The organism is Flavobacterium sp., assembly GCF_965277525.1.
Classification (GTDB): Bacteria; Bacteroidota; Bacteroidia; order Flavobacteriales; family Flavobacteriaceae; genus Flavobacterium.
Window position 1 is genome coordinate 1,289,817 of record NZ_CBDIDC010000005.1, and the last position, 25,320, is coordinate 1,315,136.

General features: G+C 34.6%; 16 protein-coding genes. 10 read left to right on the forward strand and 6 right to left on the reverse strand.

The genetic code is table 11. The features are described 5' to 3' along the window. Nucleotides 1-35: 35 nt before the first annotated feature. Nucleotides 36-3,896 (forward strand): T9SS sorting signal type C domain-containing protein, encoded by a 3,861-nt coding sequence (locus ACQY44_RS13940; protein ID WP_428230934.1) that lies wholly within the window; start codon nucleotides 36-38, stop codon nucleotides 3,894-3,896. 479 nt (nucleotides 3,897-4,375) lie between these two features. Next, on the forward strand, nucleotides 4,376-8,605 hold the full coding sequence (locus tag ACQY44_RS13945; RefSeq protein WP_428230935.1) for a T9SS sorting signal type C domain-containing protein: 4,230 nt from the start codon (nucleotides 4,376-4,378) through the stop codon (nucleotides 8,603-8,605). Nucleotides 8,606-8,664: 59 nt separating this feature from the next. Here ACQY44_RS13945 and ACQY44_RS13950 read toward each other — a convergent pair whose 3' ends face one another. The 4 genes from ACQY44_RS13950 to ACQY44_RS13965 all read right to left on the reverse strand — a co-directional run bounded on the left by ACQY44_RS13950 (nucleotide 8,665) and on the right by ACQY44_RS13965 (nucleotide 12,683). Continuing rightward, a complete protein-coding gene (locus ACQY44_RS13950; protein ID WP_428230936.1) occupies nucleotides 8,665-9,546 on the reverse strand; it encodes a cupin-like domain-containing protein in 882 nt (293 codons plus the stop codon). An 81-nt stretch (nucleotides 9,547-9,627) separates the two neighbouring features. Further along, entirely contained in the window at nucleotides 9,628-10,716 is a 1,089-nt protein-coding gene (gene bioB, locus ACQY44_RS13955; protein WP_428230937.1) for a biotin synthase BioB, read from the reverse strand. A gap of 164 nt (nucleotides 10,717-10,880) precedes the next feature. Next, entirely contained in the window at nucleotides 10,881-11,318 is a 438-nt protein-coding gene (locus ACQY44_RS13960) for a hypothetical protein (protein WP_428230938.1), read from the reverse strand. 435 nt (nucleotides 11,319-11,753) lie between these two features. Further along, complete coding sequence (locus ACQY44_RS13965) at nucleotides 11,754-12,683, reverse strand: bifunctional riboflavin kinase/FAD synthetase (protein ID WP_428230939.1); 930 nt, start codon at nucleotides 12,681-12,683, stop codon at nucleotides 11,754-11,756. 194 nt (nucleotides 12,684-12,877) lie between these two features. Between ACQY44_RS13965 and ACQY44_RS13970 the strand changes: the two genes are divergently transcribed. Beyond that, the gene (locus ACQY44_RS13970) at nucleotides 12,878-15,568 is read left to right on the forward strand and encodes a reprolysin-like metallopeptidase (RefSeq protein ID WP_428230940.1); all 2,691 of its coding nucleotides are present in this window, start codon (nucleotides 12,878-12,880) and stop codon (nucleotides 15,566-15,568) included. A gap of 90 nt (nucleotides 15,569-15,658) precedes the next feature. Here ACQY44_RS13970 and ACQY44_RS13975 read toward each other — a convergent pair whose 3' ends face one another. Then, the gene (locus ACQY44_RS13975; protein ID WP_428230941.1) at nucleotides 15,659-16,342 is read right to left on the reverse strand and encodes a ComF family protein; all 684 of its coding nucleotides are present in this window, start codon (nucleotides 16,340-16,342) and stop codon (nucleotides 15,659-15,661) included. Nucleotides 16,343-16,440: 98 nt separating this feature from the next. Here ACQY44_RS13975 and ACQY44_RS13980 point away from each other — a divergent pair, with 98 nt between their 5' ends. The 5 genes from ACQY44_RS13980 to ACQY44_RS14000 all read left to right on the forward strand — a co-directional run bounded on the left by ACQY44_RS13980 (nucleotide 16,441) and on the right by ACQY44_RS14000 (nucleotide 22,350). Beyond that, nucleotides 16,441-17,982: a glycine--tRNA ligase gene (locus ACQY44_RS13980; protein WP_428230942.1), complete on the forward strand. Its 1,542-nt coding sequence runs from the start codon at nucleotides 16,441-16,443 to the stop codon at nucleotides 17,980-17,982. Nucleotides 17,983-18,229: 247 nt separating this feature from the next. After that, nucleotides 18,230-19,063: a LytR/AlgR family response regulator transcription factor gene (locus tag ACQY44_RS13985; protein ID WP_428230943.1), complete on the forward strand. Its 834-nt coding sequence runs from the start codon at nucleotides 18,230-18,232 to the stop codon at nucleotides 19,061-19,063. Between the two features lie 175 nt (nucleotides 19,064-19,238). Beyond that, on the forward strand, nucleotides 19,239-19,499 hold the full coding sequence (locus tag ACQY44_RS13990) for a hypothetical protein (protein WP_428230944.1): 261 nt from the start codon (nucleotides 19,239-19,241) through the stop codon (nucleotides 19,497-19,499). A gap of 98 nt (nucleotides 19,500-19,597) precedes the next feature. Beyond that, a complete protein-coding gene (locus ACQY44_RS13995) occupies nucleotides 19,598-21,655 on the forward strand; it encodes a tetratricopeptide repeat-containing sensor histidine kinase (RefSeq protein WP_428230945.1) in 2,058 nt (685 codons plus the stop codon). Next, nucleotides 21,652-22,350, forward strand: coding sequence for a response regulator (locus ACQY44_RS14000; RefSeq protein ID WP_428230946.1), 699 nt, complete (start codon nucleotides 21,652-21,654; stop codon nucleotides 22,348-22,350). Before ACQY44_RS13995 ends, ACQY44_RS14000 begins: the two co-directional genes overlap by 4 nt. Nucleotides 22,351-22,432: 82 nt before the next feature. Here the strand turns inward: ACQY44_RS14000 and thiL are convergent, their stop codons facing one another. Continuing rightward, the gene (thiL, locus tag ACQY44_RS14005; RefSeq protein WP_072957015.1) at nucleotides 22,433-23,479 is read right to left on the reverse strand and encodes a thiamine-phosphate kinase; all 1,047 of its coding nucleotides are present in this window, start codon (nucleotides 23,477-23,479) and stop codon (nucleotides 22,433-22,435) included. A gap of 163 nt (nucleotides 23,480-23,642) precedes the next feature. Between thiL and ACQY44_RS14010 the strand changes: the two genes are divergently transcribed. Together ACQY44_RS14010 and ACQY44_RS14015 are read left to right on the forward strand one after the other, a co-directional pair. After that, on the forward strand, nucleotides 23,643-24,575 hold the full coding sequence (locus ACQY44_RS14010; RefSeq protein ID WP_428230947.1) for a 1-phosphofructokinase family hexose kinase: 933 nt from the start codon (nucleotides 23,643-23,645) through the stop codon (nucleotides 24,573-24,575). Between the two features lie 208 nt (nucleotides 24,576-24,783). Further along, nucleotides 24,784-25,263: a DinB family protein gene (locus ACQY44_RS14015; protein WP_428230948.1), complete on the forward strand. Its 480-nt coding sequence runs from the start codon at nucleotides 24,784-24,786 to the stop codon at nucleotides 25,261-25,263. The last annotated feature ends 57 nt before the right edge of the window (nucleotides 25,264-25,320 follow it).

Here is a 25,320-nt window from a genome sequence, read left to right on the forward strand (position 1 = left end):
TCTTACAAAAATTATTAACCCGATATTCTTTTATTTTGATTAAAAATTTTATTCTTTCAGTAGTGCTACTTGGCTATTTTGGTAATTCTTCAGTTTGGGCACAACAAGGTAAGGTAGATGTTACTTTTAACGTACTCGATGACGGGCAAAATGGAGATGGTTTCGACAATACAGTCCGAACATTATTTTTACAATCCGATCAAAATCTAATTGTTGGTGGTGACTATTTAAGTCTTAATGGGAATTTATTTTCCGGTTTAATACGTTTAAAACCAGATGGTACTGTCGATGATACTTTTGATGTAGGAGAAGGTTTCAATGGTAAAGTATATACAAGCTATGTTCAGCCTGATGGTAAAATAATTTTAGGGGGCAGCTTTACAAATTATAAGGGAGTTAAGGCAGGAAGGCTAATTCGAATAAATAAAGATGGTTCCTATGATGCATCATTCAATACGTCAATTGCCGCAACAACGGGTATAATTTATGAGATATCTCCGCAAGAGGATGGAAAGATCATAATAGTAGGAAGTTTTACAAAATATAATAATGTTACCGTAAATCGAATTGCACGAATTGAGTCAAACGGTTTGTTAGATACTTCTTTCAATACAGGATCTGGTGCTTTGTCAAACATTACAAATGTTAAGGTTTTATCTAATGGGAGGATTTTAATTGGCGGAAACTTTACAAGCTTTAACGGGTTTTCGGCTAACAGAATTATCCGTTTAATGCCTGATGGCAGAAGAGATGATAATTTTAATGTTGGAACCGGCTTTAATGATGATGTAAATGCAATAGCAGCTCAGTCTGACGGGAAAATTATTCTGGGAGGGAAATTTACAAATTATAAAGGAACCCAAGCCAATAGAATCATCAGAATTAATGAAGATGGAACTACCGATGACAGTTTTTTTTCCGGATCAGGTTTTAGTGAAGAAGCCGTTCAGGTTATAAAAACAGATGTTTTAGGAAATATTATGGTTGGTGGATCATTTACAGGTTTTTATAATGGTACTGAGGTCAATCGTATTTGTTTCCTAAATTCAGACGGAACGCTGAAAACAGACTTTGATATAGGCTCAGGTCCGGGATCCGCATCTGTTTTGTGTCTGGCGTTTGACGCTGAAGGAGCTTGGTTTATTGGTGGGTCATTTTCAGTTTTTGATAGTTTAAATCAAGGAAAATTAGCAAAAATTAATCCTGACGGAGAACATGATGTTAGTTATTTATCTGCCGGAATTGGCTTTGATAATTCTGTCTTTAAACTTTTACCATTGCCAAATAAAAAAACAATGGTCTTTGGAAATTTTACCAAATTTAATGGAATTAACAGTGCTAAAATAGCCCGGATTTTAGAAGACGGTTCGTTTGATGGTACTTTTAATTCAGGAAAATCAGGAGCAAATAATACCGTAAGATCTGCGATATTACAATCAGATGGAAAGATCATTTTTGGAGGGAATTTTACAAAATATAATGAAATAGTTACAAATCGCATTGTCCGAATTTTATCAGATGGAGAAATTGACAATACATTCACCATAGGTACTGGATTTAACAGTCAGATATATGCAATAGCAATGCAATCTGATGGAAAAATAATTGTCGCAGGGAATTTTTCAACTTATAACGGTGTGCAAGCCGGAAAAATAATAAGATTGCTACAGAACGGTTTACGCGATACTACTTTTAATGTTGGTATTGGTACCGACGCCATTATTGAAACATTATTCATTCAGCCTAATGGAAAAATATTGGTAGCGGGAAGATTTAATAGTTTCGATAGTCATTCATCTCCTCGTTTAATTCGATTGAACACGGATGGAAGTAGAGATCTCAGTTTTAATGTTGGAATCGGTTTTGATAAATATGTTTACACAATAGGATTGCAATCTGATCAAAAAATAATTTTAGGAGGATCTTTTTTAACCTATAACGGAACTTCGCAAAAAAGAATTATTCGTTTGAATTTTGATGGAAGTTTAGATACAACTTTTGAGTCGGGGACTGGGTTTAGTAAAGGTGATGTTCGAAGTGTTTTAGTTCAGCCTGATGATCGTATTTTAGTAGGCGGAACTTTTTCAGGAACCTACAAAACAAATTCTTCTTCAAGACTAATACGTTTAGATAAATCAGGAAATTACGACTCTTCATTCGATGCTTCACTTAATAATAAACTCTTTTCAATGTGTTTTACATCGGATGCTAAGATCATTATAGGTGGCGATTTTAATTCGATATCAGGTGTTTCAAAACATAGAGTAGCACGCTTAAAGTTATGCCTGGATTCCACTTTTTGGGATGGTATTTCATGGTCAAATGGATTTCCGTCAGTTGAAAAAGAAATCGTTTTTAAAGAGGATTATCCAAATTTAACCACAACAAATGTATGTAGTTGCGCTGTTGATGAAAGAAAAACGGTAACAATTTTAAGCGAAAATACTTTAGGAATTGAATTTTCTTATACCGGTTCCGGAATTTTGGCCTTGGAAGATTCTGCCAGTCTTTATCAATCCGATGATGAGATGGTCAATTCCGGTATTATTCATTTAAAAAGAAAATCTTCTCCTATATTACAATCTGATTATACCTATTGGTCATCACCCGTTCAGAATCAAAAATTAATTGACGTTTCACCAAATACAGCATTAGATAAATTTTTCTCTTTTGATTCGGTATTAAACAATTGGAATAAAGAAAATCCTTCTAATGTTATGATTTCTGCAAAGGGGTATATTATTAGAGGACCTCTGGATTTTTCGATAAATGTTCCTGAAAAATTTGAAGCAGTTTTTAAAGGAATTCCTAACAATGGCAAAATCAATGTAAATTTAGATTTAGCTGATAGGCCTTGTTTAATAGGAAATCCTTATCCTTCAGCTTTAAATGCAGACACCTTTTTGATTAAAAATAAAAATAAAATAATGGGTGCCCTGTCTTTCTGGACACATAATACACCTATTATGAATAAAAAATATACTGCTGATGATTATGCGGTTTATAATTTACTTGGCGGAGTAGGTACAAGAGGTGCATTAGCATCAGGGATTAATGAAACTATTCCAGATGGTACAATTGCTGCAGGTCAGGCTTTTTTTGTTAGAAGTAAAAACTCAGAAATGATTGAGTTTAATAATAGTATGAGAATAAAAGGAAAGAATTCAACTTTTTTTAAGGCTGTTAAAAATAACAAAGAAACAGACAATAGAAATGTCATAGAAAAACATCGTATCTGGTTAAATTTTAAAAACGTTGATGGTCTTTTCAAGCAAATTTTATTAGGATATATCCAGGGTGCAATAAATTCATATGATGATGACTATGATGCAATAACTTTGAATGCGAACCAATTTGTAGATTTTTATAGCGTAGTTGATAATAAAAATTTGGTGATTCAGGGTAGGACTTTACCTTTTGTTGAAACAGATTCAATTGTTTTGGGGTACAGAACTAGTATCAATGATGTTTTTAGTATTAATATTGATCATACAGATGGATTTTTTGAAGATTTGAATATTTTTATTCAAGATAAGAAGTTGCAAACCATTCATAATTTAAAAGAAGGACCCTATTTTTTTATCACTGAAGCAGGAACTTTTAATGATCGTTTTGTATTAAAATATACTAATCAGACCTTGGGTAAAAATGAATTTGAAAATACGGAAAAAGACATTTTAATTTCCGTAAAAGATAAAATTGTTACAGTAACTTCTACAAAAGAACTTATAAAACAAGTACTAATTTTTGATGTATTAGGAAAATTACTCTATGATAAAAATGAGATAGAAGACAAGCAATTTCAGGTATCAAATTTGACAGTTGAGAATCAGGTCTTGTTAATAAGGATAATGTTGAAAAATGGATGTACTATAACTAAGAAGATTATATTTTAACTTTTCTCTCTTAAATTTAAAATTACTATAATTTTAATGTATCACAATCAAATTCGAATTTGGAATCTAAAATGGACTAAGGTTTGTTTTACAGGTTAAATGGCTGTTATTTAGTTCGGTGAAAATTTACTAAGTGTTAAATTCTTACATTTTAACTTTTAATATCTGGCTACGATGTAAATAAAATCGTACCTTGTTGTTGTATATGCGTAAAATCCAAATTAAGACAATTCTTATACTTTTCGAATGAAGCTAAAATAACCATTTATTTTTTAGCTTTTTATCTGCCTAAATACTGATTGCCGAATTTAAATACCTAATTAAATGAAACAAAAAGTACGTATTGCATCATTATTTCTCTTGTAATTTCAGGATCAGACTTCCTCTATTTTTGTTTTGTTTATTCTGGTATTTATAAATCATGCTATTAGATTTTTTCTGATCAATAGTTTATGTTTTTTAATGTAAAAGATACCACAATGAAAAGAATTTTACTTACACTTCAGCTAGTTGCATTCCCCTTATTCTTTTATGCACAAACCACAGTTACTTTTTCAAGCACCGGAACAACTACTTTTTATGTTCCTGCAGGCGTTCCGTCAGTAACAATGAATGCCTGGGGTGGTGGTGGTGGTGGTGGTGGATCCACAATTCCATTATTATCTTTGCAAAGAGCTGCTGCCGGTGGTGGTGGTGGTGCTTTTGCCGGTGGTACCTATACGATGCCCGCAGGAGTAAATACAAATTTATCCATTACTGTAGGGGCAGGAGGAACCGCAGGAGCCGGAAGTAGTAATGGCGCTGGCGGAGGTTCTTCTTTAATCACCAGTTATGTTACTGCCGTGGGTGGTGGCGGTGGTACAGCAAATTCAAATGATGGTAGTCCAGCTGCAGGAGCAGCAGGTTTAGCTTCTGCATCAACAGGTCAGACAAAGGCAGATGGAGGCGCAGGAGGCGCGGGCCAGACTCTTTTGCCTGCAGTTGCAGGTTCCGGCGGTTCCGGCGGAAATAGTGGAGGAGTCGGAGGAGCCGGTGCTTCTGGCTTATTAGCCAATGCTAATGGTATTGCGGGTACTCAACCCGGAGGCGGTGGCGGCGGATCAAAATCAGCCGTTTTAGGCTCAGTTGGGACCGGTGGAACAGGAGGAGCAGGAAGAGTAACGATTGCTTATACTTGTCCTACTTACTCCTTAACCAATATTGCAGCATCTGTTGTTGATGTATGCGTAGGAACATCCTCAACGATAACTCTCAGTGGTTTACCTGTAGGGCTCTATACTGTAGCATATCAGTTAGGAGGTGTAACACAAACGCCTGTAAGTATGACGGTAACTACCGGCGGAAGTGGTACTTTTAGTGTTTCCGGTTTTACAACTTTAGCAACTACTAGTTTAGTAGTTACATCATTGACATCAGGAACAAGCGCTAATGCAGGTGATAATTGTGTTTCAACGTTGAGTTCAGGCAATACTGTTAACATTACGCCAATTTCTTCGGGGACTGCCCCGGTTGCTTTGGCAGGAACTGGAGCTACTTGTACACAGATTACAGCCAACTGGCAAGCCGTTTCAGGAACAAGTTATTACGTGCTTGACGTTTCTACAGACATTAATTTTGGAAGTTTTCTAATTAACAGTCTGAATGTCGGTAACGTTTTTACCTATAATGTTACGGGTTTAAATAATACAACAAATTATTTCTACAGGGTCAGAGCTTTTAGCGGAACTTGTATTAGTGCTAATTCTAATACAATTGCATATAAACCTGCCATTGCCCCCGGTACTGTTGTTTTTGCAGCCTCTACAAGTGTTGTTTGTACGGGTTTTACAGCAAATTGGACGGCTGTAACAAATGCGCTAACATATCAGATACAGATTTCTACAGATAATACATTTCCGGCTACTGCAGTTACGCAGACATTTTCCGGAATTACAGCAACATCATATACTTTTACGGGACTAAATCCCGGGACTATTTATTATTACAGAGCTTTAGCCAGAAATGGTTGTGCAGATAGTGCATACGGGATTCCGTCTCCTGCTTCTACAAGTACTCTGACTTTGCCTTCAGCACCCACTATATCTGCTTCAGGATCTTTAAGTATTTGTCAGAATGGTAGTGTTACCCTCACTTCTAGTGTGGCGACAAATAATGTATGGTCTACAGGGGCAACCACACAAAGTATTATAGTTGCTGCAGCAGGAAGTTATACTGTAAAAGTAGTAAATGCGGGAGGATGTACAAGCTCTTCTTCTTTGCCAGCTGTAGTAACAGTTTCTCCTTTGCCAACAGCCACAGCAGGAGGTAGTGCCACAATTTGTTCCAATGGTTCTGCAACTGTAACAGGAGCAACAGCGACCAATGGAACTATTTTATGGTCTTTCAGCGGAGGTTCAGGAACATTAACCAATGCAACGACACTCACTCCAACTTATACCCCATCATTGGGAGGAACTGCAAGAACGGTTATTTTGACCATGACTGTTACAAGCAATAACTCCTGTTCACCACAAACGGCCACAGCCAGTTATACTATCAATATTCAAGGGGCGCCAACAGCCGCTTCATCAGGTTCGCAAACGATTTGTGCAAACGGATCTGCTACTGTTAGTGGAGCTTCTGCTGCAAACGGAACCATTTTATGGACACATAATGGTGCGGGAACACTTACAAATGCAACCACCGTAACCCCAACATACAATTCTGCAACAGCGGATGCAGGGAATCAGGTTACATTAACAATGACGGTAACTGCTTCGCCTGCTTGTTCAAGTCCTTATGTAGTAACTGCGACCTATCCCGTAACAGTGCAGTACGTACCAGCTTCTCCTCAATTCAATTCTTCTGTGCAGCCTACGTGCCTTGCGCCAACCGGTACTATAGTTCTAAAAGGCTTGCCAAACAGAAGTGATTATGTAATTACACAAACTGGTACTTCTTCAAATACTTATACAGGGGGGACCGGTTCTGATTTGACAACTTATACGATCACAGGATTAATTCCCGGAGCATACAATTTTACAGTTCAATATCCCGGAAGTTGTTCTTCGGCAGCCTTACAAAATATTACTATAAATTCTTTAGTAACCAATACCTATACTGCTGCGGGAGGGTGGTCAGCCGGAACACCAACAATGGATCAAAATATTATATTTGCTGATAATTTTTCTTCCGCTGGTGATCTAACGAGTTGCACTTGTCATATAAATGCGGGAATAAGCGTAACTATAAACGCATTAAACACATTAACGATTACTAATGGACTAGTTGTTGATCCCTCGACGGGAACTTTACTAACTTTCAAAAATAATTCTAGTTTGGTACAGGTTAATAATGTTACCAATTCAGGAAGTATTGCTTACGAACGTATAACTACACCAATTTTTCAGAAAGATTATGTGTACTGGTCTACTCCGGTAAATCCTCAAAAATTAGTAGATGTTTCGCCTCTTACGACTTCTACTAAATACTATGGTAATGATGGTACACAATGGGTAATGACAGACAGGCAAAGTAATATGGTGGTTGGAAAAGGATATATTATTCGAGGTCCGGACACTTACAATAATAGTACGAAACAGACTTATACCGCACTATTCAATGGTGTTCCTAATAATGGAAATTTGCAAGGCGAACTTTTGGCTGCAGGAAATTATTATTTGGTAGGCAATCCTTATCCGTCTGCTTTAAGTGCCGATGTACTTATAAGTCAAAATTCAATTTTAAACGGGACCATTTATTTTTGGACCCATAATACTCCGGCAAAGCCTACACCAACACAGCAGTACACTACAGATGATTATGCAAGTTATAACCAAAGTGGTGGAGTGTCTGCCAAATCAGATCCAGGACATAATAACAATCCGGCACTTGACAATGGTATAAAACCAACAGGTAAAATAGCAGCCGGACAAGCATTTTATGTAAATGCTTTAAGTGGAGGAAAAGTTAATTTTAACAATTCAATGCGATTAGGCGGAACCAACAATAGTCAATTCTTCAAAACCGAAAATTCTTCAAAAGAAACAGTTTTAGAAAAACACCGAATTTGGCTCGATATGACAAATGCAAATGGAGTTTTTAAACAATTATTAGTGGCCTACATAGAAGGTGCAACTAATGATTATGATGTCAGATATGACGGAATTTCTCTTGATGCAAATCCTTATCTCGATTTCTATAGCATTGCAAATGAAAATAAATATATAATTCAGGGCCGTGCATTACCATTTACAAATTCAGATTTAGTTCCGTTAGGATATCGAACGATAATTGCTGGTGATTTTACCATTTCGATAGACGAAGTAGATGGGGATATGACCACTCAGGCAATTTATATTGAAGATAAGGTAACAGGAGTAATTCATGATTTGCGAGCAAGTAATTATACTTTCACTACTGCAGTAGGGACTTTTACAGATCGTTTGGTTTTAAGATATACCAATACAACTTTAGGAACTAAAGATTTTGAAAATCAGGAAAATGGTATTTTGGTTTCCGTAAAAAATAAGATGATTAATATTATTTCATCAAAAGAAAATATAAAAGAAGTAAACATTTTTGATATTACGGGAAAGCAGCTTTACAATACAAAAAAAGTTGAGAATACAAAACTTCAAATTCAAGACCTGCCATCCAGTAATCAGGTTTTAATAGTAAAAGTAATTCTAGAGAATGATTTTACAGCAACCAGAAAAATAGTGTTTTAAATAATAATAAGAAAGCAAAAAGCAACTGTAGAATTATAATTTTATAGTTGCTTTTTTTATTAAGAAACCTTTCTTAAAAAAGTCTTTTGCAAATGCTCATTTGTATCCCGGATTGCTTTTTCATTTTTATAATCAATCCATTTCTGGCCTTTGAATTTACGCATCATAATATCAAAATGACGCATAATAAAAACATTATAAACAGCTTTTGATAAGTTGGTAATACTTTTTGGAAAAGCACGCAGACTCATGGAAAATCCGGGAGTTAAATATTTCATATAATGCCAATAACCTTCTGGCATATAAAGCATCTCACCATGTTTTAGATTGGTAATAAAACCCTCCGCATTTTCAAGGGCAGGAAATTTGTCATAATCAGGATTGTCAAAATCGATGTCTTCTCTAGAAATCAAAGCGTGCGGTACTTTATACATGTATTTGGACTGATTCGGAGCAAAAATCATACATTGTTTTTCTCCATGAAAATGGAAATGCAGGATGTTTGAGTAATCAATATCATAATGCATGAATACTTTAGAGCTTTCTCCACCAAAAAATAACATTGGCATTTGCTTGACCAATTTTAAACCGATATCAGGCCACAAAAAGTCCTCTTTTAGTGTTGGCACCTCTTTCATTAAATTATAAAGAAAGATGCGGTAGTTAGTAGGTTTTGATTCTAAAAGATTGATATAATCGCTCATTTTCATTTTAGTATGCGCCTCATTAAAGCCGTCTTGATGATTTACGGGTCTGTTATCGTACAAAGGAACGATAGTATCACCTGCGATTTCTTTGATATAGTGCAGTTTCCATTTATGGTAAGCCGGCCAATCTTCAGTTAGCTCTTCAACAACAACTGGAATTTGATTTTTTACATATTGGGAAATAAAATCAGCTTTTGAGATCTTTTTTACCCTTTCGATTTGCTTTAACTTCATCTCTTTAAATAAAAAAATTGCTTATAACTCTGTGTTATAAGCAATTTAAAAATATTTATCGAGATTTATGAACTCTATTAACTAAATTTTTGATTTGATCGAAGCTTCAAGGTTTCTTTCAATACTATGTCCAGGTCTCGACCATTTAGGTTTTTCGCCTAAAGGAGCAAACTGAGAGTCAGCTGCTTCTACGGTTTGTGGTTGTGAAACTTTTACAAATGGTTTTTGTGGAATCAATCCTAACAATTCAAACATTTTCATGTCTTCCTGAACATCAGGGTTGGGTGTTGTCAATAATTTATCGCCGGCAAAAATAGAATTTGCTCCCGCAAAAAAGCACATTGCCTGTCCTTCGCGACTCATATTGGTTCTTCCTGCTGATAAACGTACTTGCGTATCCGGCATTACAATTCTGGTGGTTGCAACCATGCGAATCATCTCCCAGATTTCAACCGGTTTTTCTTCTTCCATCGGCGTCCCTTCAACAGCGACCAAAGCATTGATCGGTACAGATTCCGGTTGTGGATTTAAGGTGGAAAGCGCTACAAGCATTCCGGCCCTGTCTTCGATACTTTCACCCATCCCTATAATTCCTCCGCTACAAACCGTAACATTGGTTTTACGAACATTCTCGATCGTTTGCAAACGGTCTTCAAAACCACGGGTAGAAATCACATCTTTATAATATTCTTCAGAAGTATCTAAGTTGTGATTGTAGGCATATAAACCTGCTTCAGCTAAACGTTGCGCCTGATTTTCGGTAATCATACCCAGTGTACAACAAACTTCCATGTCGAGTTTATTGATGGTACGAACCATTTCTAAAACCTGATCAAATTCTTCACCATCTTTTACGTTTCTCCAGGCAGCTCCCATGCAAACACGAGATGATCCACTGGATTTAGCACGCAAAGCTTGTGCTTTTACCTGGCTAACACTCATTAAATCATTTCCTTCAACTCCTGTGTTGTAACGGGCAGCTTGAGGACAATAACCACAATCTTCCGGACATCCTCCGGTTTTGATAGAAAGTAGAGTAGATACCTGAACAACGTTAGGATCATGCTTTTCTCTATGTATAGTTGCTGCTTCATACAACAAGTCCATCATAGGTTTATTGTATATGGCGATAATCTCGTCTTTAGTCCAATTGTGTTTTGTAATACTCATTGATACATTGTTTTTGAAGCTTCAAAAGTAGTTAAATTGTTCTAATCACCAAATGTTGAATTTTGTAAATGAGATATAATATATTTTTCAAAAAAAAACTCTAAAAACATAGAATGTGTTTCGTATGATTTTAGAGCTTTAAAAAGGTTCTGTTATTTGGGAAATTAATCGGCGACATATTTGTTGTTCCAATACAACATCATCATCAAAGTGACGATGACGGAAGAGGCGACTCCTTCAAATAATAAACAAATGCAGTACGTTGGTACTGAAGGGTTTCCTCCAAACATAAAAGTTTCTGATAATGTTTTTACATAGGCATCTCCACCTCGGGCATAACTGTAAATGAGTAAACCAAAAACACTTAATGCTACACCAACTACAGAAGTTGCCATAGCAGAAACGGCATTAGATACAAAATTGGTTTCTCCTTCGTGAAGGTTCATTTTCATTGTTCTGTTGACGCCATAAAATATAAAAAATACATTCAGGGTACGCAAATAGAACAAATGTGCTAAACCTAATACGTTCATCAATAAAAAATAAATTCCTATTCCAAGGAATATCAAGAAACCGTTGGTTATTTCTTTAGGTAATTTCATAGCAGTTATTTTAAAGAAGTTAATAGTAAATATTTGATAAACAGAGTTCTATATCAAATTTACTAAAAAAATAACTACGATGATTTAAAAATCGTTAAAACTATGAAGAATGCAGTTGTAATAAAGCAGAAAGATGATAATTTAAGAAATGTAATACTTGAAAGTATAGTCCCTATGGGACATTTGTGTTTGTGGAATATAGATGGTAACATTCTGTCAATATTCAACTCCTAACATAGTACATTAGGATTGAGATTTTATCGCTTTAGATTTGTGTTGCAATGCTACCATGAAGAATATCTCGTAGAGATTACATGTTGGTAGAAAATTTGTTGAACAAGATGTTTTGTCCCGTAGGGACTACACATTTCACAAACAAATAAAATTAAGCTTTCGCCAAAAAAACAGCGAATGAAAAATTAAAAAAATAAATGCTTAGAGTCGACTCACAAATGCCAAAGCATCTTTTTTGTCCTGATTTAACTGGGCAGTAAGTAAATCCAGTGAACCAAATTTTTGTTCTTCGCGAAGATATTCTAATAATGAAACTTCAATTTTCTGACCATAAATATCAGCATCAAAGTCAAATAGATTTACTTCTATAGTTTGATTCTGCCCTTCTACAGTTGGATTAAAGCCGATATTCATCATTCCAAAAAAATCTTTTTCGCCCACTAAAGCTTTTATTACATAAACCCCATTTTTTGGAATTAATTTGTACTCTTCTTCAATTTTGATATTGGCTGTCGGGAAACCAATTGTTCTTCCCAATTGTCTTCCTTTTACAACTTCGCCCGATAAAAAATAAGCATAACCCAAATACTCATTGGCCAAGGACATATTTCCTTCGTTTAATGCTTTTCTGATTTTGGTTGAACTTACGGATACATCCTGAATTTCCTGAGCTGAAATTTGTTCCACTTCAAAGCCATATTCAGCTCCAAAAGCAATCAAATCATCAATATTCGCAGTCCTGTTTCTGCCAAAACGGTGATCGTGTCCAATAATAATTTTTTGTATATGAAATTGATTAACCAAAATAGAATGTACAAATTCTTCTGCTGTTAGTCGTGAGAAACTTTCATTAAACGGATGAATAACAAGGTTTTCAATTCCGGTTGCTTCCAGAAGTTTTGTTTTCTCAGAAATAGTATTTAGTAATTTTATTTCTGATTTTTCTTGTAAAACCATTCTGGGATGCGGAAAAAAAGTAAGTACTAAACTTTCGTATTTTCCGTTTTCAGTATTTTGAGTAATTCGTTCCAGAATTTTTTTGTGACCAATATGTACGCCGTCAAAGGTACCAAGAGTTAAAATTGTTTTCTTGGTTGACTGAAAATCGTTTATAGAATGAAAGAGCTTCAAAACAAATAATTTAAGATGATGCAAATTTATACTATCTATTTTAAATTTAATACTAAGCCCAATTGATTTTTAATTATAATCTGTTTCTTTTTGTGAAAATGAACTCACTCGTCGATTAAAAAGCATTAATTGTCTTATATATGTAAGAATTTAATTTAATTCCCTTAATTTTGATTATTCAATTCAATTCGAGTATGAAAAAAAAGCTACTTTTTTTATTTTTTATTTTTTGTTGTGCAACTATTCATGCCCAAAATAATGATTTATGGCAGCAAGTGAGTTCCGGTTCTGTGAGCAAAAGAATAAATTCGTCTAATTCAGAAAGACTTTACTATAAGCTTAATACGGATTTTTTATGGTCTAAGCTTTCCGGAACAACTAATCAATCATCAAAAAGTGCGACTACAGAAATTACGTTTCCAAATTCCAGTGGTATTTTAGAAAGATTTACAGTTTGGGAATCTTCTAATTTTGAGCCCGAATTACAAGCAAAATATCCGGAAATCAGAGCTTATGAAGGAAGTGGTTTAGATGATAAAACAGCAAAAATTCATTTTAGTGTGGCGCCAATTGGCGTACAGACCATGGTGTTTCGTGCGGACAAACCTTCTGAATATATAGAACAAAATCCTGATAATAATGCGGAGTATGTTTTGTTTACTAAAAATGATGAAACTTCAACAAACCGATTAGAATGCAAAACCACAGCTATTTCTTCGAATACAAATACTTCATCTAAAACATCAAAATCGGCAGCAAGCAATAAAGTTTTCAAAACTTTACGATTGGCGCTTTCTTGTACAGGAGAATATACGGCTTATTTTGGGGGAACAAAAGCAGGAGCATTAGCAGGAATGAATGCTTCTTTAACGAGAGTTAATGGCGTTTTTAATAAAGACCTTGCAGTACAGTTGATCCTGATTGCCAATACAGATGCCGTAATTTATACAAATGCTGCGACAGATCCCTATTCTGATGCCAATATAGGAACATCCGTAGATAACTCAGATGGAAATGATTATTGGAGCAAAGAAGTTCAAAGCACATTAACCAGTGTTATTGGCGAAGGAAATTATGATATTGGACATTTGTTTGGAGCAACCGGAGGAGGAGGTAATGCAGCGTGTATAGGGTGTGTTTGTGTCAGTCCTACATCTTCAAATGTTATTGGTAAAGGAAGTGGATATACATCTCCGTCTAATGGCAAGCCTCAGGGAGATTCTTTTGATATTGATTTTGTGGCGCATGAGATGGGACATCAATTGGGAGCTAATCACACTTTTTCTTTTGATGGAACTGAAAGAACAGGCGTAAACGTGGAGCCGGGAAGTGGTTCTACGATAATGGGTTACGCAGGAATAACAAAGTATAATGTTCAGAATAACTCAGATGATTATTTTGCATACGTAAGTATTTCGCAAATTCAGAATAATCTTGCGGCCAAAAGTTGTCCGGTTAATAGTTCAATCACAAATAATCCCCCAACGATTAATGCGGGTTTAGATTATACAATTCCAATTAATACAGCATTTGTTTTAAAAGGTACAGGTGCAGATTCCGGCAATGTTACTTATACTTGGGAACAAAATGACAGTGCTTTATCATCAACAACTGCGAATAGTAATAGTATTGCTTATCCCGCAAAACCAGATGGTCCGTTATTTAGATCTTTACTCCCAGGCAGTTCTCAGGTTCGATATATGCCGGCTTTAAATACCGTTCTTCAAAATAAGTTGACTACTATGTGGGAGTCTGTTTCTTCTATTGCAAGAACATTGCACTTTACTTTAACCGGAAGAGATAATGCCGCTCAGGGCATAGCTCAAACAAATACCGATGCCATGATTGTAAATGTAGTGGCCAACGCGGGGCCATTTGCAGTTACTTCTCAAAATACAGATGACGTAAGTTGGCAAATAGGATCTTTTCAAACCGTAACATGGAGTGTCAATAATACCAATACTTTGCAAGGTTCTTCCAATGTAAACATAAAATTATCTATAGACGGCGGATTAACATTTCCTATAGTTTTAGCGTCAAATACTGCAAATGATGGTACTGAAACAGTTCAGATTCCAACAAGTGTAGAAGCATCTACAAATTGCAGGGTTTTGGTGGAACCTGCAGGGAATATTTATTATGCCATCAATAGCAAATCATTTGCAGTGGGTTATACGTCAACTACAGCTTGTGATTCCTATAGTTTCGGAAATGCTTTTGATATTCCTTTTGGAACAACTTTTACGACAAGAACTGTAAATGTACCTGCATCAACAGGAACGGTATCTGACGTAAATGTTATGGTGAATTTTACACATGATAAACTTTCTGATGTCGAAATTCAGATGGTGAGTCCAAAAGGAACAATTGTTAATTTATATAATAAAAGTTGTGGCGGAATACAGTCTACTTTGGCACTTCAGTATGATGATGCGGGAGTAGCTTTGGATTGTTCTTTGATAACAAGTCAAATTGTTGTTCCGGTTGATTTGTTAAGTGCTTTCAACGGTCAGGATCCTAAGGGGACCTGGACTTTTAGAGTTCGGGATGCCGTTGTGGGGAATTTTGGAAAAATAAATTCGGCTTCGATAAATATTTGCAATCAAACGTTTACTTTAGGAGAGCCTAGTCTTATAAGTGTAGATTTTGCGCTATACCCAAATCCAAGTAAAGGAAATTTAACCATTCAGTTAGAGAGTGATTCCTTAAATAGAATTGAGGTTTTTGTACATAATATTGTAGGTAAACAAGTTTATTTTAATTCTTTCGATAATACACGTCATTTGAAACAAAATATACAGTTGTCAAATGTATCTTCCGGAATGTATCTTGTTACCATCATTGATGGAGAGAAAAGAACGGTTAAGAAAATAATTGTAAATTAAACTTCTAAATTTCAATATTTAAAGTCCAAATTCCAACTTTTGCAGTCATTGGAATTTGGATTTTTTTGTTTTTTGAATTTATTTTAAAACTTAAGAATTCGCTATTGCCATAGAGACAATACTAATTTTGGACCCTGGAATTTTTAATAAAGCACGTGAACAAGCTTCGAGAGTTGCGCCAGTAGTCAAAACATCATCTACCAGTAAAAAATGTTTGTTTTGGTTTTCTTCTGTAAAGATTACATCAAATAGATTCTCGATATTATCAGACCTGCCTGCCAGATTCTTCTTGGACTGGGTTTTTGAATATTTTTTTCGATATAAAATACTGTCGTCATAACAAATATTTAAACCTTTGGCTAGCGCCTTCCCAAAAGTAGTAACCTGATTATAGCCACGCTCCCTGAATTTTTTTGGATGTAACGGAACAGGAATTATAATGTCAAATGGGGTTTCTAAATTCAATTGTTTTAAGTCTTCAACATACCAATTGCCTAAAACAGTTCCAATTTCTTCGCGGCCCTTATATTTTAGGTTATGTATAAGTTCCTGAACAATTCCTTTTTTATTAAAATACAAAAGGGCTGAAGCATGCTCGATCGTAATCTTGCCATAAAATTTCTTGACAGCTTCGTTTTTAGGATCTAAATGATATTGTGTCAGCGGCATTTCGTGACGACAATGAGTACACAAAACACTTTCATTGGTGAGCAAAATGGTATGACATCCGGCACAAACTTTAGGGAAAAAGAGATTAATAAGATAATTAAACACAAATAGAAAGAATTTAGTTACAAAAATAACGAAATCAATGCTTCAATCTTTATAATTTTTCTTTTTTTTAAACGTACTTTTTATATTTTTGCATCACTATGGCAAAACAAGAAGATTTATTAAAGAATGTGGTTTCGCACGCAAAAGAGTACGGATATATTTTTCCGTCAAGCGAAGTATACGATGGATTGAGTGCAGTGTATGATTACGCACAAAATGGTGTCGAGTTAAAAAAGAATATCCGTGAATATTGGTGGAAATCAATGGTTCAGATGAACGAGAATATTGTGGGCCTTGATGCTGCAATATTAATGCATCCAACGACTTGGAAAGCTTCAGGCCACGTTGATGCTTTCAATGATCCGTTAATTGATAATAAAGATTCAAAGAAAAGATATAGAGCCGATGTTTTAGTAGAAGATTATGCTGAAAAGCTAAACCTGAAAGCTAAAAAAGAAATCGAAAAAGCAAAAGCCCGTTTTGGAGATGCTTTCAACGAAGAGGAATTTGTAACTACAAATGCCAGAGTAATTGAATATTTGGCTAAAGAAACAGAAATTAGAGAGCGTTTAGGACGTTCTTTAGGAAATGGAGATCTGGAAGATGTAAAAGCTTTAATCGAAGAATTAGAAATTGCTGATCCTGAAACCGGTTCAAGAAACTGGACAGAAGTACGTCAGTTCAACTTAATGTTCGGAACAAAATTAGGCGCTTCTGCAGATACTGCAATGGATTTGTATTTGCGTCCGGAAACAGCACAGGGTATTTTTGTGAATTTTCTGAACGTTCAAAAATCAGGTCGTATGAAAATTCCTTTTGGAATTGCACAAACCGGTAAAGCGTTTAGAAACGAAATTGTTGCAAGACAATTTATCTTCCGTATGCGTGAATTCGAACAAATGGAAATGCAATTTTTTGTGCGTCCGGGCGAAGAAATGAAATCATACGAATACTGGAAAGAAACACGTTTGAAATGGCATTTATCATTGGGATTAGGAAAAGAAAATTACCGTTTTCACGATCACGAAAAATTAGCACATTACGCAAATGCCGCTGCTGATATTGAGTTTAATTTTCCATTCGGTTTCAAAGAATTAGAAGGAATTCACTCTCGTACAGATTTCGATTTAAAAGCACATGAAAAATTTTCAGGTAGAAAATTGCAATATTTTGATCCTGAACTGAATGAAAACTATGTGCCATATGTAGTTGAAACTTCAGTAGGTTTAGATCGTATGTTTCTGGCTGTTTTTGCCACTTCATTACAAGAAGAGACGCTTGAAGACGGTTCAACAAGGACAGTTTTAAAATTACCATCAGTTTTAGCGCCAACAAAAGCGGCTATTTTACCATTGGTTAAAAAAGACGGACTACCGGAAATTGCTAAAAAAATTATCGAAGATTTAAAATGGGATTTCAGTGTAGCGTATGATGAAAAAGATGCTGTAGGACGTCGTTACAGAAGACAAGATGCACTTGGAACTCCGTTTTGTATCACAGTAGATCATCAAACTATCGAAGACGAAACGGTTACAATTCGTCATAGGGACACGATGAAACAGGATCGTGTTAAAATTTCTGAATTGAAAGATATAATCGAGAATGAAGTCTCAATGAAAAACTGGTTGATGAAAATGTAGGTTTATCAAAAATCAAATGATATAAATCCCAAACTCCTTTATGGAATTTGGGATTTTTTTTAATCTAAAATGGTGTATTTTGTCGATGAAATATGCATTTTGCCTTTATGTGTTAACATTTATTTGCAATGTATTAACAATGAAATAGTAAAATAGTTGAAATTTGTATTTTTAATTGCGAATAAACCACTAAAAATAAATTTTTCAAAAGCATTGATGAGGCTATCTGGATAGTTGTCGGGGATTCATGAAAATTCAACAAAAACTAACATTGAAAAAGTATTCGTATATTATCATTGACGATGATACAGAAAGTATTTTGAAGACCAAAACTGTCGCGGGAGGTTTCTCAGAATTAACTTTTGTGGCGTGGGCTACGAATTACAAGGAAGGTTTAGATTTGGTTTTGCAACATCAGCCTTCAATTGTTTTTTTAGAAATTGATCCGGAAGATTTATCCAGTAATTTATCGCTTGCTTTTATCAATGAGCTTTATCGGTTTTTATCCATTATCCCTAAAGTAATTGTGACTACCACAAAAAAAGAATTGGCTTTTGATGCCATTCAGTACGGTATTCTCGATTACATATTAAAACCTGTCTTGCCAGGCGATTTGCTTAAGGCAGTTTTAAAGCTGGAGAAAGCTTTCTCACTAACAGATTCTGTTGAAATAAGAGATGAAATAACTTCTTCGGTACTTCCATTCGTTCAAATTCCAAAAACGGAAGAAAAGCCTCTTGTTATTTGTATTAAATCATATGGCGATTATCGTTACATAAATGCCGATGATATTTGCTATCTTCAGGCTGATAATAATTCAACAGATATCTATTTGAATTCCGGCGAAATGATAACTGCTTTTAAAACATTAAAGCATTTTGAGAGTGTTTTATTACATCCATTCATACGGATTCATAACAGTTATATTGTGAATCAGAATTACATTTCGAGAATTCATAACGGAAACTCAGTTTGTTACATAAAAAACTCTTCCAAAAAGATTCCTTTTTCTAAAACTTACAAATCAAATGTAGATTTTATTATTGCTGATTTTTCTATAGGAAATTACTTAGAAGTCTAATAATTAAGCGTTTACATTAGATTGATGCCCATTGACTACCAATTGGGTATGTTCTACCATAAACCTGTTTTTTCATATAATTTTTTTTGTTTGTGATGTTAGTTTTGCATTGTGATTAGCGTAAAAGCAATCATCTCCCAAAACAATAAATCAAACAAATTAATACCCTAAGATCATGAAAAAAGCAGCTTTAACATTCGCATTAATTTCTACAGTAATGGTAGCAACTTCTTTTGCAACTCCAAAAATAAATAGTGAATCAAACAAAGGAACAATGATAACGGAAGATGTTGATCTTGGTGGCCAAGCAGGAAGAAATGGTCAAAAAAAACAAGATATTTTTACTGCGTCTAATGAGTTAAATTCTAATGAACGACAATTAAATAGTTTTGCTTCTGATAGTCAATTGACAAAATCTAGAATAAAATTAGACTAGGAAAAATAAAATAAAACGTATAAAAGGCTATCAGTTTTTGATAGCCTTTTTTTTATGTCCATTGTTTTAGTATTTTTGATAAAAATCAAAGATATACATTGAGTAAACTTTCGCAGATATTATTATTATTATTATTATTTCTCATTTTATTTGGTTGTACCAATAATAAAAATGAAGAGATGTATTTAAATTCTCGAAAAGACAGTCTCTCTACTTATCTCTCGTTAGCCAATGATTTAAATTTGCCTTTTGAATATAAGCAAAAATATAATAAAAAAGCATTTGATATTATTAAGAATCAAATAGATGACTCAATAAAAAAAGTAAATCTTTTTAAAGTTGCCAACCGTTACTATAATATGAGTGATTGGCAATCTTTTAAAAGTGTGTCGAAACTAGTTTTAGAGGAATCTATTAATAGTAAAGATTCAATCAATATGGCTAAAGCTTATATTTATTTGGGAGATTATTATCAATCGCAAGAGATATTAGATAGTGCATTTTTGAATTATTTTAAAGCAGAGAAAATATATTTAGCCATTAATGATAATGTTAATCTCGCTAGAACCTTTTTAACTAAAGCGGATTTACAATTGGGTGCGGGGGACTTTTTTGAAAGTGAAATAACTGTTTTTAAAGCTCTTAAAGCTTTGAAAAACAAGAAAAATGTTAATAATGATCTTTATGATAGTTATAATTTATTAGGAATTATATACAATGACCGTGAAGAATATGACAAAGCATTGGAATACCACAATAAAGCATTATTTATACTCGAGGATAAATCAATTCCATTAGAACTTCAGCTAAAAGCAACTTCACTTAATAATATTGGATTTGTTTATTTAAATATGCATAATTTTAATCAAGCAAAAATCTATTTTAAAAAAGGTCTGGAGCAAAAAGATTTGTTTAATGGTAACACAGTGTTGTATGCTATGCTTTTAGATAATTTAGCATATTCAAAATTTAAGTCAAAAGAATTTAAGGGACTTCCCGTAGAGTTTTATAGTGCATTGAAAATTAGAGATAGTTTAAAGCTTTCATCTGGAATTATATTAAATAGAATACATTTATCTGAATATTATGCATTCAGGAAGGATACTTTTAAAGCAATTCAATTTTCTAAACAAGCCTTGAATTTATCCAGAACTTTACGTAAACCAAGAAATACTTTAGATGCTCTTAAACAAATTGCAATTGTAGATCCTCAAAATGCATCCAAATACTCAAAGGAATACATAAAAATTAATGAAGAATTGCAAAGGGAAGAACGTAAAATGGGGGAGAAATTCTCCCGTATAGAGTACGAAACCAACGAAATAAAAGATCAGAATTCAAGCCTGCAAGAAAAGAACAAAACCTTAATATATGTTTTTAGTATTTGTACTTTAATTGGCTTGTTTTTTTATGTTTACAAAATACAACAGGCGAAAAATCGAGAATTAATTTTTAAGCAACAGCAGCAAGTCGCTAATGAGGATATTTATAATCTGATGATTTCACAGCAAAATGATATTGAGCTCACCCGTATTAAAGAAAAGAAAAAAGTAGCCCAGGATTTGCATGATGGTGTATTAGGAAGGATGTTTGGAGTACGGATCAGTCTGGATAGCTTGGATAAAGTGGATGAGGCAGAAGCAGCTCCAAAAAGAAAAAAGTATTTGGCAGAACTTAAGCACATCGAAGAAGATATCCGTGAAATTTCACATGATTTAAATAGAGAGAAATCCGAATTAATCAATAATTTTGTTGCTATTTTAAACAAGTTATTCGAAGATCAACGACATACATATCATTCAAAATTAATAACATCTTTCGATTCTAATATCAAATGGGAATTGGTAAGTAATGCCGTTAAAATTAATTTGTACAGAATTGTTCAGGAAGCACTTCAGAATTGTAATAAATATGCCAATGCAAATACGATTACAATTGAATTTAAAAGTGAAATAGATCATTTGGTGTTATCCATTTTTGATGATGGTGTTGGCTTTAACGCCCACAGAACAAAAAACGGTATAGGCTTGCATAATATTCAATACAGAGCCGCAGAATGTAAGGGTACAGTTGCCTTAAAGTCTGCCAAAGGAGAAGGAACTCTTCTTGTAGTTAAAGTCCCAATAGATCAGAAAATTAACCTACACAATACATGACAATTGACTTAAATGCCACAGATCCTCCATTAATTAAAAAGAATATATTAATTGTAGATGATCATCCTTTTATTATTGAGGGATATAAAAATGCGATAACCCGCTATAATCCTCATCAATACGAATTTCTGATTTCGCAGGCTCATGATTGTAAATCCGGATATGAGTTAATCGAAGACGACCAGATCCCCGATTTTGATATCGCCTTTTTAGATATTAGCATGCCCGCTTATGAAGAAAAAGATATTTTTTCCGGCGAAGATTTAGCCAGGCTAATTTTAAAAAAAATGCCAACATGCAAAGTGATTTTATTAACGATGTACACAGAGCTGCTAAAAATCAAAACCATTATCAGAACCATAAGTCCAAATGGTTTGATTATAAAAAATGACCTCACTTTTGATGAGTTGCTTTTTGCCCTGGATAAAGTGATGAAAAACGACAAATATTATAGTCAGTCGGTTCAGAAAATAATCAATCAATCGCCTCATAATTCAATTGAAATTGATGAGTTTGACAAACAAATTTTATTTCATTTATCGAAAGGAACAGCAGTTGAAGATATGCCGCAGTATATTCCGATTTCTTTAAATGCAATTGAAAGAAGAAGAGCTAGCTTAAAAGAACTTCTCAAAGTGCGATCCGGTTCTGATGAAGAATTAGTAAAAGAAGCTAAGAGCAAAGGGCTTTTATAAATAAATTCCAAAATGAAAATTCCAAATTCCAATGCTTGTTAAGTATTGAAATTTGGAATTTTATATTCAATTTTCAAATAAATTATTCAGTCAAAGCATCCCAACCGCGAGCTTTCAACGCAATTTGAGTATTAGCGCGGGTAACCAGATGTATCCCTTCGCTTTCGTCTGCCATGTGACCTATAACAGAAAAATTTGGATTTCCTTTTATCTTATCAAAATCATTGATGTCAATCGTGAAAAGCAATTCATAATCTTCACCACCATTAATTGCAACAGTTGTGCTGTCAATATTAAACTCTTCGCAAGTCGAAATAAATTGCGGATCTAACGGAAGTTTGTCTTCGTATAAATTACAACCCACTTTTGACTGCTTGCATAAATGAATAATCTCAGATGATAAACCGTCTGAAATATCGATCATAGAAGTTGGTTTAATTTCAAGCGCATGCAACAAAGTACGGACATCTTTGCGGGCTTCAGGTTTTAACTGGCGTTCGATTAGATAACTGTACATATCCAGATCAGGCTGGCTGTTGGGGTTTACCTGAAAAACTTGTTTTTCACGCTCTAAAACTTGTAATCCCATATAAGCAGCACCAATATCACCTGTTACGACAAGCAGGTCCGTTTGTTTGGCACCATTTCTATATACCAGTTCATCTTCATCGGCTTCACCAATAGCTGTGATACTAATAATCAATCCCTTTTGCGATGAGGTGGTATCTCCGCCAATCACATCAACTTTATATTCTTTTGCGGCGTGCGTAATCCCATCAAATAATTCTTCTAAAGCTTCTAGTGGAAAACGATTAGAAACGGCCACAGAAACCGTTATTTGCGTTGGTTTGGCATTCATGGCGCAAATGTCAGACAAATTTACAACCACTGCTTTATATCCTAGATGTTTCAAGGGCATATAGGCCAAATCAAAATGCACACCTTCAATTAATAAATCAGTCGAAACCACTACTTTTTTGTCTTTAAAATCAAGAACTGCAGCATCATCTCCTATACTTTTTAAAGTAGATTCTTGTGTGACATCAAAATTTTTGGTTAAATGTTCAATTAAGCCAAACTCGCCTAATTGTGCTATACTGGTACGTTGCGGATTTTTATCTTCGATCATTTTTTCTGAATTCCAATGTTATTAAGTTGCAAAGGTACAAATTTTAATGGCGAAATAGTGTAGAGGCACGGATGTAGAAGGAACACAGCAATGCGTATAATTTTCTTTTTTCTAGAAATGATATTTTTTTTCGGATCTTTAAGAGATATAAAAAAAAGATGAAATGAAAACATTCGATATCGTAACCCTCACTGTAAATCCTTCCGTAGATAAAAGTACTCATTTTTCAGGTTTAATCGCAGAGCAGAAAATTAGATGCAAAGAACCGCAATTTGATGCCGGAGGCGGTGGCATTAATGTATCGAAAGCAATTTCCCGATTACAGGGAAGTTCATTAGCTGTTTTTACCTCAGGCGGAGGAGTAGGGCAAATGTTGAAAGATCTGGTGACCAAAGAAAAAGTAGATTTTGAAGCGATTGAAATCAAAACTACCACCAGAGAAAATTTTATTGCAGTTGATGATAATACAAATTCTCAATACCGTTTTGGATTTTCCGGTGATGTCTTATCTGATTCAGAAGTTAAAAAGGTTTTAAAAACCATTTCGAATTTAAAACCAAAATTTCTGGTCGCAAGCGGAAGTTTAAATGAAGGCTTGTCTACTGATTTTTATCAAAAAGTAGCTGAAATTGCCAAAGGAGCAAATTCAAAATTAATTATTGATACTTCCGGTGAAGCATTAAAGAAAGTTCTCGAGACTGGTGTTTATCTAATAAAACCAAATGTAGGTGAATTGGCAAAATTAGTTGGAGTAGAACGTCTTGAAATGGAAGAAGTAAATGAAGCTGCTAAAAAAATTATTGCTAAGGGCGGGGCCGAAATTATAGTAGTTTCATTGGGACCACAAGGAGCCGTTTTAGTTACCAAAGATAATTACGAATATGTTCCTGCGCCAAACGTTGTCAGGAAAAGCACCGTTGGAGCCGGTGATAGTATGGTGGGCGGAATGGTTTGGGCATTGTCTCAAAATAAAAGTCTGAAAGAAGTCATTCGGTGGGGAGTGGCCTGTGGATCTGCTGCCACAATGAACGAGGGAACACAATTGTTTCAATATAAAGATGCCAATCGATTGTTTGAGTGGTTGAAGGATAAGTAGATGATTGGTTGTTAAACCCGACAGATTTTTAACCCGTTGGGTTTGGCTAATGGGATAAATGAGGTTATGTTGGGTGAAACGTACTGTTGTGCGTCTCTACGTTTGTCAACAGGAAAAAAAAATTAAATATTTTTTTTCCTGTTGACAAACTGTTGTCACCGACCCTCAATACTTTTGAAGTATTAAAAACAATTAAAACTTTAAAACTATGAAAACATTAGCAGCTCAGGTAATTACTCCCGAAGATTTATTGAAACACTGGCAAGGTCACCGCGCCCTTACACGCCGTGTGATTGAAGCATTTCCGGAAAAAGACTTTTTCGAATTTTCGATAGGAGGGATGAGAACTTTTTCTAAATTAGCCGATGAACTTTTAGCCATTGCAGTTCCCGGACTTAAAGGAATTGTCAATAAAGAAGTTAAGCCCTTTACTGAAGAAACAGAAAAATTGATTTTTAAGGCGCAATATCTTGAAAAATGGGATGAAGCAACGGCAGAAATAGATCAGTATTGGGAGAAATTATCAATTGAAGACTTTAATGAAATTTTTAATCTTTTTGGCCAGTATGAATTTCCGGTGATTCAGAATATATTGTATTTTGTTGATAATGAAGTGCACCACCGTGGACAAGGATATGTATATCTGAGAGCTTTAGGAATTGATCCTCCTTTTTTCTGGGAAAGATAGCATTTTTGAAGATTGGCTAAATAAAAAAACTCCTGAGAGATGAACCTGAAATTCTTC